Genomic DNA, 16208 nt, shown 5'->3' on the forward strand with positions numbered 1-16208 from the left:
GAAATGACAAAAAAGCAGGGAAGGCTCCCTGCTTTTTTAATAAATTCAATCAATTATTTGAGATAACATGAATTAGGAAAAGATGCCACAATAGCATTACCGCTACTGATTATTTTTGATAAATAAACTCAACACCCTCTTCATCGCTTTCGTCCCAATCATCAAAATCATCGTCATCATCAAAAGCGTCATCCATGGCTTGTTGATGATAATCATCCCACATAAATTCAACTTTTTCAGGTGATGATTCTTCTTGTTCCTCTTCCCGAGGGTGTGCGTTAATATATTCCATTAAGTCCCAACATAACGGTTTTACCCCCTCATGATTAAACGCTGAAATGACATAATATTTGTCATCCCAATCAAGTGCTTTAGCAATTTCTGCAGCGCGTTTAGCACTTTCTTCTTCACCTAAAACATCCATTTTATTAAATACTAACCAGCGTGGTTTATTTGCTAGTTTTTCACTATATTGATGAAGTTCTTGAATAATCACTTTAGCATTTTCAATTGGGTCTGATCCATCAATTGGAGCAATATCAATCAAATGAACTAAAACACGACAACGTTCCAGATGTTTCAGAAAACGAATACCAAGCCCTGCACCATCTGATGCTCCTTCGATTAATCCTGGAATATCAGCAACCACAAAACTTTGTTCATTATCCATTCTAACAACGCCTAAACTCGGTACTAACGTCGTAAAAGGGTAGTCTGCTACTTTAGGTTTTGCAGCTGATACAGAACGAATAAAAGTTGATTTACCAGCATTTGGTAATCCTAACATACCAACATCGGCAAGCAATAATAATTCTAACAAAACATCACGTTTTTCACCCGGTGTACCATCTGTTTTTTGTCTTGGTGCTCGATTAACCGATGACTTAAATCGTGCATTTCCAAGTCCATGAAATCCACCTTTCGCAACTAACACTTTTTGCTGATGATGGGTTAAATCGCCAATAATTTCACCTGTATATTTGTCAGTAATTCTTGTTCCAACAGGAACCTTAACGGTAATATCTTTCCCTCTTTTACCAGTACAATCTGAACCTTGCCCATTTTGACCACGTTCGGCTCGATAATTCTTTTCAAACTGGAAATCAACCAATGTATTGAGATTTTCATCAGCGATAAAAAATACATCACCACCATCACCACCATCACCACCGTCAGGGCCACCTTTTGGAATGTACTTTTCTCGACGAAAACCGACACAACCATTACCACCATCACCAGCTTCGACCCGGATTGAAGCTTCATCTACAAATTTCATTATTCTTCCTCTTTCTTCTGGTTAATCAGCCAGCCTTTTCTTGGATGCCATAAATAATGCCCAATTGTTGCAAACATTGCACCAGCAACTACAGAAACTGCACCAATATAACCTAAAATATTTAAATACTGCATGGCAAACTTTTCTGGCCAAATCACAGCAAACAGATCTGAAAAAATTAAAGCAAACAACGGTGTTAGTGTTGTAATAGCACTAACCTGTGCAGCTTGCCAACGTTCCATTGCCATAACTAACGCACCATAAGCAATAATGGTATTTAAACCACAAAAAATAATGGCGAACAATTGAGTTGGATCGGCATTGGCTATTTTCGTTGGCGATGCAAATGGCCATAAAAATACAGTACAAATAAGATAAATTAACCAAAGTAGCTGTTCTGCAGCTAATTTACGTAATAACACTTTTTGAGCCAATGCATAAGCAGCCCATGAAATTGAGGCAAGTAACGCAAGCCAAACACCAATGCCATAAGTAGACATATTAGCAAAAAGAACAGTAATATTTTTATTAAAAAATAGTCCTAGACCCATTAACAATACAGAAATACCAATTATCTGTGTCGGTCTCAACCGCTCTTTAAAAACAAAAGCGCTTGAAATCATAAATATCACAATCCCCATTTGACCAACAACTTGAGAAGTTGTTGCAGAAAGGTACTGGACAGCATTTGCAAATAACGCAAAATTGCCGAGTAAACCAAATCCGGCAATCATCAGTAAGATAAAACGTCGACGTTTTTTAAACATCAATAAATTAGGAAACTGCTTTTTATAGGCTAGCCATATCGTGATACCAACTGCGGAAATTGCCAAACGTGACCAAGCCAAAGTTAATGGATCAATAACCACTAATGCATATTTCATTGCGATCGGTACTAATCCCCACAAAATTGCGGTTAACATGGCTAACGCAAAACCTAATTTAACATTTTGCTGTTTTATCATAATAAATAATATTATATAAATTTAAGAAATGAAAAAAGCCCCACAATGACTGTGAGGCTTCCATAACTTTTAAACCGTTTTTAATTAACTATTAGCAATAACGCTAACATAACGACGGTTTTTAGGTCCTTTAACTTCGAATTTTACTTGTCCATCAATTAAAGCAAATAAGGTATGGTCACGACCACAACCTACATTAGTACCTGGGTGAAATTGGGTTCCACGTTGACGAACTAAAATATTACCAGCAAGAACTTCTTGAGAACCATAACGTTTAACACCTAAACGTTTACTCTGGGAATCACGACCATTACGTGATGAACCACCAGCCTTCTTATGTGCCATTGTTCGATACTCCTATTAAGCGATTGCAGTGATCTTCACATCAGTAAACCACTGACGGTGACCTTGTTGTTTACGATAGTGTTTACGACGACGGAATTTAACAATTTTCACTTTATCGCCACGACCATGCTCAACAATTTCTGCTTTAACTGTTGCACCTTCAACAAACGGAGCACCAACCTTGATGTCTTCACCATTTGCTACCATTAAAACTTTATCGAAAACGATTTCTGAACCAGTTTCGACTTCAATTTTTTCCAAGCGAACGACTTGACCTTCGCTAACTCGGTGTTGTTTACCACCACTTTGGAAAACTGCGTACATACTTAACTCCGCAATAAAAAGCAGACGATTACTTGATTAAACATATATGTCTGCGAGATTAATCTTATAGGGCGTGAATTTTACGCAAAATTTATCCTTGTTGCAAGTGCTGTTTACTAAAAGATCGCAAAAAGTGACAAAAAAGATCAGATACATACTGTTTTCACGTTACAATAAAACATAAATTATTATTTGTTCCACAAGCATTCATTATAGAAATCTGAACATCAATATGCCAAAAAGAAAAACTCACTACACCATGTCAATTATTAATCACCTAACGTTATTAATGTTTTTTTTAGGTATCATTGCTTTATTAGCACTATCGTTTTCAACTCAGGTAGCCAATGATACAAAAGGTGGGGCATACATGGTTAATCAGCTAGGTTTATTGAGAATGAAAAACTACCAACTGCTTAGCATGATTCCCCTCAACAAAAAAGAGTATGACCGTTTAAATATTTTTATTGATATTTCTTCATCACAGCAGCATTTAATGATTTTGAAACGTTACGGATTAATAAATGAATTTAATCAATTAAAAACTGACTGGCAAACTCAACTTGTACCTAAAATCCAACAGGCAAAAAAAATTGATGATATAAAAGCAGACATAGACAACTATGTAGTTCATATCAATCATCTAGTACAAAAAATTGATCAAAAAACCGAAAACAAAATTTATTATATTTCTCAGTTGCAACAATTATTTATTGTTATCATCATATGCTTTTTGATTATTCAAATTTATTACTTACGTTACTATCTCCTTATTCCGTGGAAAAAACTTATTGAAATGGCTGAGGCAATAACTAATCACGATTTTAGCCAACGTTTTAATATTAAATTGAAAAAAAACGAGTTTGATCTATTAGGACATGCTTTCAATAAAATGTCAGCTCAAATTGAATCACAATATTTATTACTAGAAAAGCAAGTTGCAGAAAAAACAGCTAGATTACAGCAAACCAATAAAATGATTTCGTTCCAATATCAAGCCACCAAGAAATTATATACTTCAGCGCCATTATGTGAACGTTGTTTAAAAATCCTGCGAGAACTAGAAGAATTAGTCCCATTAACACAATTTCAAATACGCTTTTATGAATCAGATGATCCTAAAAATTATCAACAAATTAGTTACGATAATGAACAAAAATTACCTTATTGCCAAAACCTCAAATGTAATGCATGTTTGAGCCCATCAAAAGCTAATTCCCCAAAAGGAGTTCAGCGTTATTGGTATCTTCAAGAAAACGAACAAAAATACGGGATATTATTTGCTTTTCAGCCAACTGAAATAATACTGACTGATGAACAAGAAAACTTAATTATGGGGCTTATTGAGCAAATCACTACCGCAATAAAACTAGATAGACAAATAGAACAACAAAAACAATATCTATTAATGAAAGAACGCTCTGCAATGGCTAGAGAACTACATGATTCCATTGCTCAATCACTATCCTGCTTAAAAATACACCTTAGCTGTTTACAAATGCAATCTGACTTAACCTCACAAAACAGTATTGAGTTACTTACAATGATGCGCAAAGAAGTCAATATTACCTATTCTCAACTAAGAGAGCTGATTACTTCATTTCGTTTACGTTTAAGCCAAACAGGGTTTTATTCCAATTTAATGGAATTAATTGAAGAATTTAATGAAAAATTACCATTCAATATTCAGCTTGAATACCAATTGCCTCTAAATATTATCAATAGTAAATATACCTTTCATTTACTACAAATTATTCGCGAAGCGCTTAATAATATATATAAACACGCTAAAGCTACACAGGCTATTGTCAGTTTAAAAATGGATGAAGATAACATTATTACTATTCACATAGAAGATAATGGCATTGGTTTACAAAATGATATTAAACAAGATAACCACTATGGATTGATTATTATGCGAGACAGAGTTGAAATATTAAATGGTAATTTAACAATAAATAGCCTTCCTCACAAAGGAACACAAATTGTGGTAACATTTAAGGCTAATAAAACCATTCCATTTCAGATAATTGAGACAATAAAAAATGGAGAAAATACCTAGTTCAATACTTCTTATTGATGATCACCCTATGTTAAGAAATGGCGTGAAACAGCTAATAAATACAGTAAGCCATTTTCAAATCGTAGGAGAAACTGGCTCGGGAATAGAGGGTGTTAAATTAGCAGAAGAACTTGATCCAGATATCATTTTACTTGACATCAATATGCAGGATGTTAATGGATTGGAAATATTACGTTATTTGCGAGAAAAAAACCTATCTAGTCTCATCATTATGTTCACTGTATCAGATGCAAAAGAAGATATTATCACTGCACTAAAAACTGGTGCGGATGGATATTTACTAAAAGATATGGAACCAGAAGATTTTCTCATATCATTAAAAGAAATTTCGATTGGAAAAGTTATTATGGATGATGCTATTTCACACATTATCCTCAATTATTTACGTTATGGAGAAGAATTAACCCCAAAAAAAATCCATGATGTAAGTTTATTAACACCAAGAGAGAATGAAATTTTCAACTTATTAGTTCAAGGCTTATCAAACAAATTGATTGCAAAAGAACTTGGCATCGTTGAAAGTACCGTAAAAGTACACATTAAAAGCATATTTAAAAAACTCAATTTTAAATCACGAATGGAAATGACCGTATGGTATCTACAAAGTAAGGAATAATCTTATCCACTGAAAAATAAAAATAGATAAATCTTTATGCGTTACCTTATAGGACAAAACGATGTATAACACCAAATCTTCTTGTTCGGCGATTTGGTAAATAACATTATTTATTCAAAAAAATAACAAGCATCATAAAAAATGAAACAGAGCATTGAAAACTAGAAAGGTACGATAACTTATAATAGAATTGCACAAACAAATAGCCGCTATTTATAGCCATAAAACACACAAAATCTGAAATAGGAATGTTTGAAATGCCAATATTGATTAATGCTTATTCTACAGTCACTCATCCACCAGCCATTGATTTCCCTTGTGAACGTTTATATCATCGCGGATTAGATGATTCTGAATTGATGAAACACCTTGATGGTTTTATCGGTTATGTCATGCAAGCAGGAGATGGGCAGATGAATTCACGTCGTTATGCTTTGTATCGCCATATCCAACGAGTTAAACATCAATTTACCTTTGAGATTGAAGAAGATAATTTCAGTGAGTTTACCACTTGGGGCTGGCAGGCAAATGCCATTATATTGATGCCGGATGGAACTATTCGTAATCCTGATGGAGATGTATTGCAATATCCCGATGGTGATATTGATTTAGATGCAGTTATCCCTTACCCACCAGAAGCATTAAAGCGCAAAACAAAAAATGAGCAGTATTTAGCCAAATTGGGATTGCATACGCCGACACATTTACCACCGGTTATTGCTGAATCCGAAGTAATACTTAGAACACCTGAAGAAGTAGCTAAACGTGCTTTAGCGATAATGTTAACAGGCATTCAAGCCGAAAGCTTTCGAGAAAATGATCCGATTAATCCGATGGAATTTAAAGAACGTTGCCCAATGGGATTTGCGGCTTTATCAAATAATGAACGTGACTTTATTTATAGCGGGCAGCCAACAGAGCAAGATGTGATCGATATGTCTTGGAAATACGAAGCACTATTACCTTTACAATGGGCGATCAATTGGCAATCTGAGCTCCCTTTTGCTGATACTATCTGTAATGTTTCATCGTTAGTTGACGAAGGAATGCAACATAGTGAGCAAGACATTTCTACAGTGACCTTAAGACCTGTTAGTGAATTGTTAGATGCTTTAGATTTGCACTACCGCTTACATTGGATAACCACAGATTTTCGAATGAAAGATAAGCAACCCCCCGCATCGATTATAAGTGATGTTATTCAAGAGCGCCATTATGCATTAAATTGGTTAACTTGCTTTGAAAATGCAGATTGGGATGATGTAGATACTCCAACTTGATAATCTTTATTTTTTCTTCATGGTAACATTATGATAATATCAAATTAATAAATTCTATATTAATTAACCAACAAATCATTTTGTTACCTATTCTTTTGATTTTTTAGTTATTCTTTAACTATTTTCTAAAATAATAACTCCTTTAGATTAATGCTCAGAAAACCAATTCAGCTTTTCACGTAACGCAACAACAGGGCCAATAACAATTAAGCTTGGACTGCGAGCTTGTAATGATAGTTGTGTCAAATTGCTTAATACCCCCGATATCACTTTTTGTTTCGTTGTGGTACCCTCTTCAACAATCGCAACTGGGGTATTTGCATTCATTCCATGCTTAATTAACTGCCTTTCAATGTTTTCTGCTTGAGATAACCCCATATAAAAAACTAATGTTTGTTTTTCTGCCGCTAAACTCTGCCAATCAAGATGACTACCATTTTTTAAATGTCCCGTAATCAAACGTACACTATGAGCATAATCTCGATGTGTTAATGGAATTCCGCTATAGGCAGAACATCCCGAAGCCGCAGTAATACCCGGCACAACAGAAAATGGAATATCTGCATTAAATAATATTTCAAGCTCTTCCCCACCACGACCAAAAATAAACGGATCTCCCCCTTTTAAGCGAACAACACGCTTACCTTTCTTCGCTTGCTGTAAAAGAATTTGGTTTATTTGTTCTTGAGGAACACAATGAAATCCAGCTCGTTTACCAACAAAGATACGCTGAGCGTCTCGCCTAGCAAGATTCATAATTTCATCTGATACTAATCTATCATACACAATAATGTCTGCTTGCTGGATTTGCTGCAATCCCTTTATGGTCAGCAATCCTGCATCGCCAGGCCCTGCTCCGACTAAAACAACTTCACCTTGATAATCAAGCGATAAATCAAATAACTCATTGGTCAGCCTTTCAACGCGATCTGAGTCATTATTTGCGATCGCCTGAGCTAATCTATCATGAGAAAACAATCGCTCCCAAAAGCGACGACGGGCAGCCATGGTTTTATAGGTTATTTTAACTTTATTGCGTAAATAGCCTGCATATTTAGCTAATTTACCTAAATGCTGAGGTAAAATAGACTCTAATTTTTCTCGTAGTAATCTAGCCAAGACTGGAGCATGTCCTTCTGAAGAAACTGCTACCATAATAGGGGAACGATCAATAATTGAGGGCATTATAAAGCTTCCCTCTTTTGCTGAATCAACAACATTGCAAAAAACGCATCGTTTTTCAGCCTCAATACTTACTGTTTTATTCGTATCTGGGTTGTTTGTTGCAGCAATGACTAGCCACTTATTATCAAGTAATTGAGCATCAAATTTACCTTGCTGTAACACTAACTTTTTTTGTTCCTGCCAGCATAAGAATTGTTCATTAAACTCAAGTGCATTAACTGTTAACTTCGCGCCAGCATCAAGCAATAGCCGAGCTTTCCGCTCGGCGATTTCACCACCACCAACTAGCAAGCAGTTGCGGTTTTCTAACTTACAAAATAGTGGAAAATAATCCATAAAGCCTCAATACTTATCATTCATAATTATACCAAGATTATGGTCTCTCAGCTTTAGGTGTAGCATACCAATATCCTAATCCCATAAAAATGGCACCAGAAACAATATTACCCAACGAGACCCAAAGTAAATTATGGCCAATTCCAGCTAATGTATAAGCATCACTATGGTGACCAAACCAAGAAAGTGAAAAAAGTGTCATGTTCGCAACGGAGTGTTCATAACCACAAGCAATAAATGCTAACAAACACCACCAAATAGCGATAAACTTTGCAGAACCTTCAACTCGATTAGCCATCCAAATCGCTAAACAAACTAACCAGTTACATAAAATACCCCTAAAAAATAATGCTGAAGCTGAAGCAGACGTTTTTGCCAAAGCTGCTGCATGAACCAAACTAGTATCAGTTGATAATAGAGGTGTTGCAGCATAAAAATACAATGCAGCAACAAAAATTGAACCTAATAAATTTCCTAACCATGTTTGCGGCAATACTGTCCACATTTGGGTATGAGTAATTTTTTTACATTTTACTCCTAGAGTTAAAAACATGGTATGCCCTGTAAATAACTCAGAACCTGCAATTACAACCAACGTTAAAGCAATGCCAAACGTTGCCCCCATAAGTAAAGGTCTTATTGATGGATCAACAAGGTTTCCTAAAGTAAAAATTAAAATAATTCCTAGTCCTACATAAGCGCCAGCCATAGCAGAGCTTAACCAAAAACCAAAAGAGTTATTTTTTGCCAAACTAACAATACGCGCAGCATTTGCTGCACATTTATTAATCGTATCGGTATACATAGATATTTATCCTTTTTAAAATATAGTCATTGTGCTCTTACTTGCACTGTGCCATCTTCACTAACGTTTACATCATAATGAGTGACAGAATATTGTTCATCATCCAGACAATAACCATCTTTTAAGCGAAAACGTTGTTTTTTTAGAGGACTTGCCACCCATAACTCATTTTCATGTTCTGCGATAATGCCACGAGATAAAACACTTGCCTTAGCAAACGGATCAATATTACTAATTGCATAAATTTCAGTATTATTATAAGGACGAAAAATAGCCACATGATCATTACCAACTAGAGCACAAACACCTGTGCCAGGTAAAATGTCATCAAGCTTACAAACTGTTATCCATTGACTCATATTATCCCCCTAACATTACTTTTCGTTCTTCTGCGGTAGCTGGGCGATGTTGATCACGCTCAGGTACAATTTGGACATTATCATCACGATTGCTACTGTTAATAAAATGAGCAAACCGACTTTGGTTTTCAGGATTTTCAACAGTTTCTTTCCATTCGCATACCATTAATTTGCGTAACCGTGCCATTTCATTTTCTAGTTCTGCATTAATGCCGAGTTTATCGTCAATAATAATACTGCGTAAATAATCAATGCCGCCTTCAAGATTTTCAAGCCAAACCGATGTGCGTTGTAACTTATCAGCTGTACGAATGTAAAACATAAGGAAACGATCTATATATTGAATAAGTGTATTTTTATCAAGATCAGCAGCAAGTAAATCGGTGTGACGAGGTTTCATACCCCCATTACCACAAACGTAAAGGTTCCAACCTTTTTCTGTGGCAATAACACCAATATCTTTACCTTGAGCCTCAGCACATTCACGCGTACAACCCGATACACCTAGCTTAAATTTATGTGGTGCACGAATACCTTTATAGCGATTTTCAAGCTCAACACCCAAACCAACACTATCGCCGACACCAAATCGACACCAAGTATTACCAACACAAGTTTTTGCCATTCGTAATGCTTTGGCATAAGCATAACCGCTCTCGAAACCAGCATCAATAAGTTCCTTCCAAATAGCAGGAAGATCATCTTTTTGTGCACCAAATAAACCAATACGTTGTGAGCCAGTAATTTTAGAATAAAGATTATATTTTTTAGCTATTTGACCAACAGCAATTAATCCTTCTGGCGTGATTTCACCACCTGCACTGCGTGGAATTACCGAATAAGTCCCATTTTTTTGTATATTGCCTAAGAAAATATCATTACTATCTTGCAAAGGAATTAAATTATCTTTAAGAATATAATCATTCCAGCATGATGCTAATAACGAACCAACTGTTGGCTTACAAACTTCACAGCCATAACCTTGTCCATGTTTTTTTATCACTTGCTCAAAGGACGTTAAGCCCTCAACACGGATTAAATGATACAATTCTTGACGAGAATATTTAAAATGTTTACATAATGCGTTGCTAACTTCGATCCCTTGCTTAGCTAACTCCAAGTTCAGAATTTGGGTAACTAATGGAATACAACCACCACACCCTGTTCCTGCTTTCGTTTCAGCTTTTATTGCGGCAACGGTATGGCAACCGGCATTAATGGCATGAATAATTTTTTCTTTTGTCACATCAAAACATGAACAAATTTGAGCAGAATCAGGAAGCGCATCAACGCCCATCGTTGGTTTTGCACCTGCATGTGCTGGCAGTATTAACGTGTCTGGATGTTCAGGTAGCTCCATATCATTAAGCATTAATTGTAGTAAATTGCTATAATCTGATGTGTCGCCAACTAATACTGCACCTAAAAGCTTTTTATTGTCGTTAGAAACAACTAACTTCTTATAAACTGATGCGGTTTCATCTAAATAAACATAACTACGGCTACCAATTGTTTTTGCTTTGGCATCACCAATACTTCCAACATCTACACCCATCAGTTTCAATTTAGCACTCATATCTGCACCTTCAAATTTAGCAGATTCACCCATTAAATGAGCTAATGCAATCTGAGCCATTTTATAGCCAGGTGCAACTAAACCAAAAACCTTGTTTTGCCAACAAGCACATTCACCTATAGCATAAATATCGGGATCGGATGTTTGACAATAATCATTAATCACAATTCCGCCACGAGATCCAATTTCCAGCTCACATTCTTGCGCTAATTTATCGTTTGCCCGAATCCCTGTCGAAAAAACAATAAAATCAACTTCAAGTGTTGAACCATCTGCAAATTGCATGATTTTACCATCAGGGCTATGAATAATTTCTTGAGTATTCTTACTGGTGTGGACACCAACGCCCATCTCTTCGATTTTTCGGCGTAATTGCTCTCCACCCATAGCATCAAGCTGTTCTGCCATAAGCACTGGAGCAAATTCAACCACATGCGTTTGCATACCTAAGTTTTTCAACGCACCAGCCGCTTCAAGCCCTAATAATCCACCACCTACAACCGCACCTTTTTTACTGCGAGTTGCACATTTCTGAATAGCATCAAGATCTTCAATCGTACGATAAACAAAACAATCCGAACCATCAGCGCCTTTAATCGGTGGAACCCAAGGATAAGAGCCTGTCGCAATAATTAATTTATCATAAGCAACAATTCGCCCTTGTTGAGAGTGAATCTCCTTACGCTGACGATTAATTAAAATAGCCCGTTCATTAAGTAAGACTTTAATATTATTCTCTTCGTATAAACCTTCACGAACTAAAGAAAGCGCTTCTGCTGTGTGGCCAGAAAAATAAGAAGAAAGGTGCACCCGATCATAGGCAAGTCGTGGTTCTTCACAAAATATAGTAATATTAAACTGATTAGGCTGTGCTTTATCGATTAATTCTTCAACAAAACGATGCCCAACCATCCCATTACCAATAATAACGAGATTGGTTTTACTCATACAAAACTCCAATTTTATTTTAATTTAATGATTTAATTTTATTTTGATAACATTGTATGAAACTTTGTACAGATTATAACTACCCTCAAGGATTACCACTTTAGTGGTAAGAATAATAATTTAAAAAAATATCCCATGAATTACGCTTACTTAACAATAACTAAAAACGGACAATATTGATAAAAATATCCTACTAAATTACTTAACTCCTCCATAAAAAACTAAAAAACTTGCCAAGTATTATTAAATTTATATAATTAGCCGACTAACTAAATTGAGTAATGACAATTGAATTATAATTCAAGAATACTGCCTTCTCGTGAAACCTTAGCACGAGCACAAAGATTTAACGATGATATTGTTGAGGTATCGGGTGTTGATCTGGTATTAAGTTTAATCACAACGGCCGATTTAATTCGTTCTAATATTTACGCACAATTAGATAAAGATTATGGTGTGTCTGAAGGTAAGTTTGCCTTACTGATGTCATTGTTTTCAGAGGGTGAAACTTGCGCTAGCGATTTAGCACTGCGTATAGGTGTTACACCCGCTACGGTATCTGTTATGGTTAAAAGAATGTTATCGGCATCTGAACCATTAATTTCAATGTCAAAAAATGATGATGACGGTCGTTCACGCCTAATCGCATTAACAAATGCGGGTGAAAGACTAATTCAAGATGCATTACCCAATCACCTAAAAGCAATCCGCGCTTTTGCGCAGGTACTAGATTCGCAAGAACAAGAATCCTTAATATTAATGTTACGAAAATTATTACGAAAATAGCCATCTTAAAAGACTTAACGGTTATTTTTTATTTAAATAATTAGCTGACTAAATAAATGGAAAATAAGCTATCTATGAATATGAAAAATGTAGAGATGAAAAAAAACATCAAAATCCCACTTATCTTTTTGCTCCTTTTAGTTTTTGGATCATTCTTAATTTTCCTTGGTTCAAGAAATGATGCCGTAACAGTTGCTAAAAGCATCAAATCTGGAGTATTAACCGCTGATGAAATTAATATTGCCTTTCAAAATGTCGGCGGAAAAGTCACCAAACGATTTGTGCAAGAATCACAAATGGTAAAAAAAGGTGATCCACTTATGCAGTTAGAAGATACTGATACTAAGCTAGCTATCGATCGCATGCAAGCACTTGTTGATAGTCAAAAAGCAGCCGTTAATCAAGAACAAACTGCTATCAAAATTACAGAGAATGAAACTAACCTTTCAGAATTATCAACTTGGCGCAAGATTGAAGAAATGCAAGCCAATTTAGAAGCCGCAAAATCTGCTCAATATTTAGCTAACATTGAATTTGACCGCCAAACACAATTACGCAAAACAGGTGGCAATTCTCAATCGCAACTAGATAACGCCCGTCACACCTTTACTGTTGCAAAAATGCAAGTTGTACAAATTGAAAGTCAACTATCGACTTTAATGATTGGCGCAACACCTGAACAAATCAGCCAATTTAGGCAAACAAAAAATGCAACAGGCATGACAATACAATCTATCACTATTGCACGGCAAAAACTCGAAAACCGTAAAAATCAACTTGCTCAAATACAAGCACAACTTGCACAAGGCGAAGCCGAATTAAAACAATTACAACTCAATAACGAACGGTTAACATTAAAAGCCCCTGAAGATGGCAAAGTATTAAAACTCCTGTTCGAAGATGGTGAAATAGTACCCAATGGTGCACCAGCCGTATTATTAGAAACCGAACGCAAATATATCGACATTTATGTAAATGAAAAAATGGTTAATGATTACCAACCAGACACAACTGTTACAGCGAATGTGATTGCGCTTAATAAAGAAGTAAAAGGAAAAGTCCGCTTTGCCACAGCAGCGCCATCTTTTGCTGATTTACGAATGACACGAGAACGAGGACAAGCTGATTTAACCTCTTATCAAGTCAGAATTTATATCGAACCAATCCCAAAACTATTAACTGGCATGACACTTGAGGTTGAAAAATGATGCAAAACATCATTAAATCCATTCTTGAAGAACTCGACGCCATGCTGTCAGGTCACTTTATTCCTTATTATAAAGTCTCGATTGGCTTAGCGGCTATTGTCTCGCTCATATTTTCAATTGTATTAAGCCACGGTGCTGTTTTTGAAGGAAAAATTGCAGTTATTGATCTTGACGGTTCACATTATTCGACTGAACTAATTAGCAAAGTTAATACATCGCCTTATATCGAAGTAACAGAAGTGATCCGAGCACCCGTAAACCCAATCACTTTAGTGTCCCACGACCGTAATTTAGGTGTTTTATATATTCCTAAAGGTTTAGAAAAAAGCTTAAAAAAAGGCGACAAAACCGTTCGCTTAGGTTATTTTGCTGATGATACTAATGACGCACAAAATGCCAAGGTATTACAAAGCTTAAATGAGTACATTCCTGAATTAGGTGCCGAACTCAGTATTAGTAAAGTCGCCGCATTAGGGCTTGGTCATGATGGTATCGAAGCAACTTTATCACCAATGCAGCTTAAAACACGCTACATGTTTAACCCTGCAAGCTCCTCAACCATATCGACAATTATCTATTTCGTTTACTTTTTCTCATCACTGACTTATGGGTTAACCTCATTAATGATAGTTGGGCGCTTAAAAGTCACAGGCATGTGGCAAACCGCAATAGAAAGAGGATTTGTTTCATTATTAGCAAGAACGGTTCCTTATGCACTATTTTACACAACAGCATTAACTCTAATTACAGCCGTACTAGTCATATTTGGACAATTACGCTTTGATGGTAATTATTTTGCATTTTTGCCAAGTGTATTTATGACAGGGCTAGCATTTGGTTGGTTAGGTTTTTTACTGTCTTGGAAAACCAACAACCCAGGCGAAGGAGCAAGCAAAATGATCTTTCTAGTACCGCCAGGATTTATTATGGGGGGCTCAACAATGGCTGTGGGAATAATGCCAATTTGGACTTACTATGTTAGCCATGCTTTCCCATTAGTTTGGTTATTTCGCTTTTTCCGCGATTTTGCCATGCGAGGACGATCACTAATTGATATGTTTGCGACTTATGGCGCTTTCATTATCTACTTAACGGTCATTGCTTTTGTTGTAATGATATTTGTTGAACGAACAAAAAAGACAGCAAAAAACTAATTTTGTCAAAAATTTCAGGTAATCCCTATGTTTCAGTAAAAACTTGATATAACATCACATCTTTTTTATACCCTTTGGTGAATTTTCACCTAGGGTGAAATTTATTATTGGTTCCTCCTTTTATTTTGGAGTATCACAACAATGACTTTATAAAGCTGATGCTCATTAAAGTAACTTTTCCAATCCCAAAATTCAAATAACCGTGCCCAATAAAATACTATTCACACAACAACTCAAATCACTTCCCCCACAAAAACTACCTTTAAGTTATCATCTAAACGATTCAAACCAAATTTCATCAAATTCTTCTTGATAACGTTGTATTTTGAAATAGGGAGGAATGCAAACTACAATCATCGATAAAAAAGTACTTAAAATGATTATTTGTAGAAATTCCTCGCGTTGTTTACAGTAATTTGAGAAACTACTGTAATGAATATACATAAAAAAAAACAAAACTAACGCCTTATCACAGACAAGAGATATGGCGCTTATATCATAAAGAAAAAATAACGGTCACTGATTTGGCAAAACACTTTATGGTCAGTCGTCCTACCATTTATAACATACTAAAGAAAGCCCGATTGAAGATAAATTAAGACGGCAAGCTAAACGCGATAACAAAACCTCTATCCAGGTGAAATGCGACACGTTGATACCAAACGTTTACCTTTACTTAAAAATGAAACAAAACAGCAAACGAGAGAATATTTATTTGTTGGCATTGATGATTTTTCACGCGAGCTTTATGCCGGTATTTATCCTGATAAATCCCAATTTTGCTCGGCACAATTTTTACTAAACGATGTGTTAGCACAGTGTCCTTATACTACTACATGTATTTATTCCGATAATGGACGTAAATATCAAGGAACAAGTTGTAAATATCCCAAACTTAGTACACAACTCACGTAGAAAATTAAGCTGCTTGTTTTAGTGTTTTATACTCAATCGGTGTCATG

16 protein-coding genes are annotated in these 16208 nt (G+C 35.7%); 8 read left to right on the forward strand and 8 right to left on the reverse strand.

Annotation, left to right across the window (positions count from 1 at the left end):
* Positions 1 to 109: 109 nt before the first annotated feature.
* The 4 genes from cgtA to rplU all read right to left on the reverse strand — a co-directional run bounded on the left by cgtA (position 110) and on the right by rplU (position 2910).
* The gene (gene cgtA, locus GQ589_RS06835; protein ID WP_160411984.1) at positions 110 to 1276 is read right to left on the reverse strand and encodes an Obg family GTPase CgtA; all 1167 of its coding nucleotides are present in this window, start codon (positions 1274 to 1276) and stop codon (positions 110 to 112) included.
* A complete protein-coding gene (locus tag GQ589_RS06840; protein ID WP_160400815.1) occupies positions 1276 to 2241 on the reverse strand; it encodes a DMT family transporter in 966 nt (321 codons plus the stop codon). Before GQ589_RS06840 ends, cgtA begins: the two co-directional genes overlap by 1 nt.
* Positions 2242 to 2325: 84 nt before the next feature.
* Entirely contained in the window at positions 2326 to 2586 is a 261-nt protein-coding gene (rpmA, locus tag GQ589_RS06845) for a 50S ribosomal protein L27 (RefSeq protein ID WP_025314437.1), read from the reverse strand.
* 15 nt (positions 2587 to 2601) lie between these two features.
* Complete coding sequence (gene rplU / locus GQ589_RS06850; RefSeq protein ID WP_065636425.1) at positions 2602 to 2910, reverse strand: 50S ribosomal protein L21; 309 nt, start codon at positions 2908 to 2910, stop codon at positions 2602 to 2604.
* A gap of 232 nt (positions 2911 to 3142) precedes the next feature.
* On the opposite strand from rplU, the gene narX reads away from it, so the two are divergent.
* From narX to GQ589_RS06865, 3 genes are all read left to right on the forward strand, one after another.
* On the forward strand, positions 3143 to 4972 hold the full coding sequence (narX, locus tag GQ589_RS06855) for a nitrate/nitrite two-component system sensor histidine kinase NarX (protein ID WP_160425303.1): 1830 nt from the start codon (positions 3143 to 3145) through the stop codon (positions 4970 to 4972).
* Positions 4956 to 5609: a two-component system response regulator NarL gene (narL, locus tag GQ589_RS06860; protein WP_160425305.1), complete on the forward strand. Its 654-nt coding sequence runs from the start codon at positions 4956 to 4958 to the stop codon at positions 5607 to 5609. The genes narX and narL overlap by 17 nt, the downstream gene beginning before the upstream one ends.
* A gap of 257 nt (positions 5610 to 5866) precedes the next feature.
* On the forward strand, positions 5867 to 6889 hold the full coding sequence (locus GQ589_RS06865; protein ID WP_160425306.1) for a DUF4272 domain-containing protein: 1023 nt from the start codon (positions 5867 to 5869) through the stop codon (positions 6887 to 6889).
* A 147-nt stretch (positions 6890 to 7036) separates the two neighbouring features.
* Here GQ589_RS06865 and cysG read toward each other — a convergent pair whose 3' ends face one another.
* From cysG to nirB, 4 genes are read right to left on the reverse strand one after another with little or no spacing between them, the layout of a single operon-like run.
* On the reverse strand, positions 7037 to 8410 hold the full coding sequence (gene cysG, locus GQ589_RS06870; RefSeq protein ID WP_160425308.1) for a siroheme synthase CysG: 1374 nt from the start codon (positions 8408 to 8410) through the stop codon (positions 7037 to 7039).
* 37 nt (positions 8411 to 8447) lie between these two features.
* Positions 8448 to 9215, reverse strand: a complete 768-nt coding sequence (nirC, locus tag GQ589_RS06875) for a nitrite transporter NirC (protein ID WP_160425310.1) — start codon at positions 9213 to 9215, stop codon at positions 8448 to 8450.
* A 26-nt stretch (positions 9216 to 9241) separates the two neighbouring features.
* Positions 9242 to 9574 carry a nitrite reductase small subunit NirD gene (nirD, locus tag GQ589_RS06880; RefSeq protein ID WP_160411990.1) on the reverse strand — a complete coding sequence of 111 codons (333 nt, stop codon included), beginning with the start codon at positions 9572 to 9574 and terminating at the stop codon, positions 9242 to 9244.
* A 1-nt stretch (position 9575) separates the two neighbouring features.
* A complete protein-coding gene (nirB, locus tag GQ589_RS06885; RefSeq protein WP_160425312.1) occupies positions 9576 to 12098 on the reverse strand; it encodes a nitrite reductase large subunit NirB in 2523 nt (840 codons plus the stop codon).
* Positions 12099 to 12386: 288 nt separating this feature from the next.
* Here nirB and GQ589_RS06890 point away from each other — a divergent pair, with 288 nt between their 5' ends.
* From GQ589_RS06890 to GQ589_RS06910, 5 genes are all read left to right on the forward strand, one after another.
* Positions 12387 to 12884, forward strand: a complete 498-nt coding sequence (locus GQ589_RS06890; RefSeq protein WP_160411992.1) for a MarR family winged helix-turn-helix transcriptional regulator — start codon at positions 12387 to 12389, stop codon at positions 12882 to 12884.
* A gap of 74 nt (positions 12885 to 12958) precedes the next feature.
* Positions 12959 to 14092 carry an HlyD family secretion protein gene (locus tag GQ589_RS06895; RefSeq protein ID WP_202115041.1) on the forward strand — a complete coding sequence of 378 codons (1134 nt, stop codon included), beginning with the start codon at positions 12959 to 12961 and terminating at the stop codon, positions 14090 to 14092.
* A complete protein-coding gene (locus tag GQ589_RS06900; protein WP_202115042.1) occupies positions 14089 to 15246 on the forward strand; it encodes an ABC transporter permease in 1158 nt (385 codons plus the stop codon). The genes GQ589_RS06895 and GQ589_RS06900 overlap by 4 nt, the downstream gene beginning before the upstream one ends.
* A 509-nt stretch (positions 15247 to 15755) precedes the next feature.
* Entirely contained in the window at positions 15756 to 15845 is a 90-nt protein-coding gene (locus GQ589_RS12535) for a hypothetical protein (RefSeq protein WP_370519423.1), read from the forward strand.
* A gap of 43 nt (positions 15846 to 15888) precedes the next feature.
* Positions 15889 to 16161 carry a DDE-type integrase/transposase/recombinase gene (locus tag GQ589_RS06910; RefSeq protein ID WP_202115043.1) on the forward strand — a complete coding sequence of 91 codons (273 nt, stop codon included), beginning with the start codon at positions 15889 to 15891 and terminating at the stop codon, positions 16159 to 16161.
* The last annotated feature ends 47 nt before the right edge of the window (positions 16162 to 16208 follow it).

This window comes from Gilliamella sp. Pas-s27, from assembly GCF_009795865.1.
Taxonomy (GTDB): Bacteria; Pseudomonadota; Gammaproteobacteria; order Enterobacterales; family Orbaceae; genus Gilliamella.